The organism is Azoarcus sp. L1K30 (assembly GCF_018122735.1).
Taxonomy (GTDB): Bacteria; Pseudomonadota; Gammaproteobacteria; order Burkholderiales; family Rhodocyclaceae; genus Parazoarcus.
Genome location: NZ_JAGRRD010000001.1, coordinates 1077683 through 1079521, shown reverse-complemented (window position 1 = coordinate 1079521; position 1839 = coordinate 1077683). Strand labels below are relative to the sequence as shown.

The 1839-nt window shown below is 63.5% G+C and carries 2 protein-coding genes; both read right to left on the bottom strand.

From position 1 onward, the window contains the following. Positions 1-88: 88 nt before the first annotated feature. Complete coding sequence (locus J5J83_RS04800; RefSeq protein WP_249115616.1) at positions 89-1126, bottom strand: putative sulfate exporter family transporter; 1038 nt, start codon at positions 1124-1126, stop codon at positions 89-91. Positions 1127-1216: 90 nt separating this feature from the next. Beyond that, positions 1217-1839: thiamine pyrophosphate-dependent enzyme (locus J5J83_RS04795; protein ID WP_249115615.1), on the bottom strand; the 623-nt coding region annotated here is incomplete at its 5' end.

Genomic DNA, 1839 nt, shown 5'->3' with positions numbered 1-1839 from the left:
GCGGGGCGATGGCAGCTTCGTCGACGTGGGCGCTCGAGGCGATGAATTTTTCGTTGGCGTTCATGCGGTTCTCCGTTCGGGTGGCGCGTCAGACGCCGAAGGCGCGCGAGACATACACCACGCTCAGCATGTATGAGGCGACGAAGATGGCTTCGCTCGACATCAGCACGATTGGTTTCCAGCCCAGTGCGGCGAGCTTTTCCAGCGAGGTCTTGACGCCGAGTGCCGCAATCGAGATCACCAGGCACCAGCGCGACACCTCGGAGCTGATCGCGACCACTTCATGGGGCAGCCAGCCCATGCTGTTGGCCGCAGCCAGTGCCGCGAACACGACCAGAAACAGCGGCAGGATCGGTGTCTTCGCGCCGGGTGTCTCGCTTTTCTTGCGCTCGGCATGAAAGGTCAGGGCGAGAATCACGACTACCGGCATCAGCATCGCCACGCGGAACATCTTGGCCAGCGTGGCGGCATCGCCGACTTCCGGCGAAATGATCAGGCCGGCACCCACCACCTGGGCAACGTCGTGGATGGAGCCGCCGAGGAAGAGGCCGGCTTCGGCAACGGTCAGCCCGGCGCTCTTGACGATCAGCGGGTAGAGCACCATGGCGACGGTGGAAAAGATCGCGATACCGATGGCGGTGAGCAGGGTGTAGCGCTCGTTCTCGCGGTTGTTGGGCAGCGTGGACGAGATCGCCATCGTTGCCGAGATGCCGCAGATGCCGGTGCCGCCGCCCGAGAGCAGGCCGAGCATGCTCGGCAGCCCGAGCAGTCGTGCCATCAGCAGGCCGAAACCGATGGTCAGCGCAACCGCGCCGATCAGCGCACCGACGCCGACCAGACCGAGGTCGCTGACGTCGCTGGCAACGATGCGGGCACCCAGCAGCGCGACGCCGAAGCGCACCAGCTTCTTGGCCGACATCTCAATACCGGGAATGCACTTGTCCGAATCGGACAGGAAATGGAACGCGATGCCGATCAGCAGCGCGTACAGAAACTGGGGGCCACCGTAATGCTCGGAGACAAAAGTGGCGGCGACTGCGATCACTGCGCACAGCATGAATCCGGGCAGGAGCTTGCGTATGCCCGCAAACATGGCCGGCTGTGCAATGGTGGTTGTTGAGCTCATCGTGTCGAGGTCCGGTTTGTTGGGGCGTCGGGGGGAGGGGCCAAGCAGGAGAGCTTCCTGCTTGGCCGACGTTTCAACTCGTAGCGGGACTCAGACGTAGTCCTTGTACTTGTCGAGGTGTCTGACGGGTTTTGAGAGCGCATCGCGCCGGAAGGGGTCGCCGAGCTCGCGGGTACACATGATCTCGATGATGGTGGTCTTGCCCTGGTTCATCTGCATGTCGATGGCCTTTTTGAGGGCGGGGCCGACATCCTCGAGGCGATCGACGGTGATGCCCTCGGCGCCCATGGCGCGGGCGATCTCGGCGAAGGACTGGTTGTCGAGCTCACCGGCGACGAAGCGGCGGTTGTAGAAATCGACCTGGTTCTTCTTCTCGGCGCCCCACTGGCGGTTGTGGAACACGACCGCGGTGACCGGGATGTTGTGACGCACGCAGGTCATGGTCTCCATCAGGCTCATGCCCCAGGCGCCGTCACCTGCGTAGGAGACGGCCGGACGATGGGGCGCGGCGACCTTGGCCCCGATGATGGTGGGGAAAGCGTACCCGCAGTTACCGAAGCTCATCGCGGCGAAGAAGGAACGCGGCTTCTCGAAACGCAGATAGCTGTTGGCCACCGAGTTGATGTTGCCGATGTCGGTCGACACCATCACATCCTCGGGCATGGCCTTCTCGAGCTCGCGCAGCACCTGGCGCGGATGCAGATAGTTGCCGC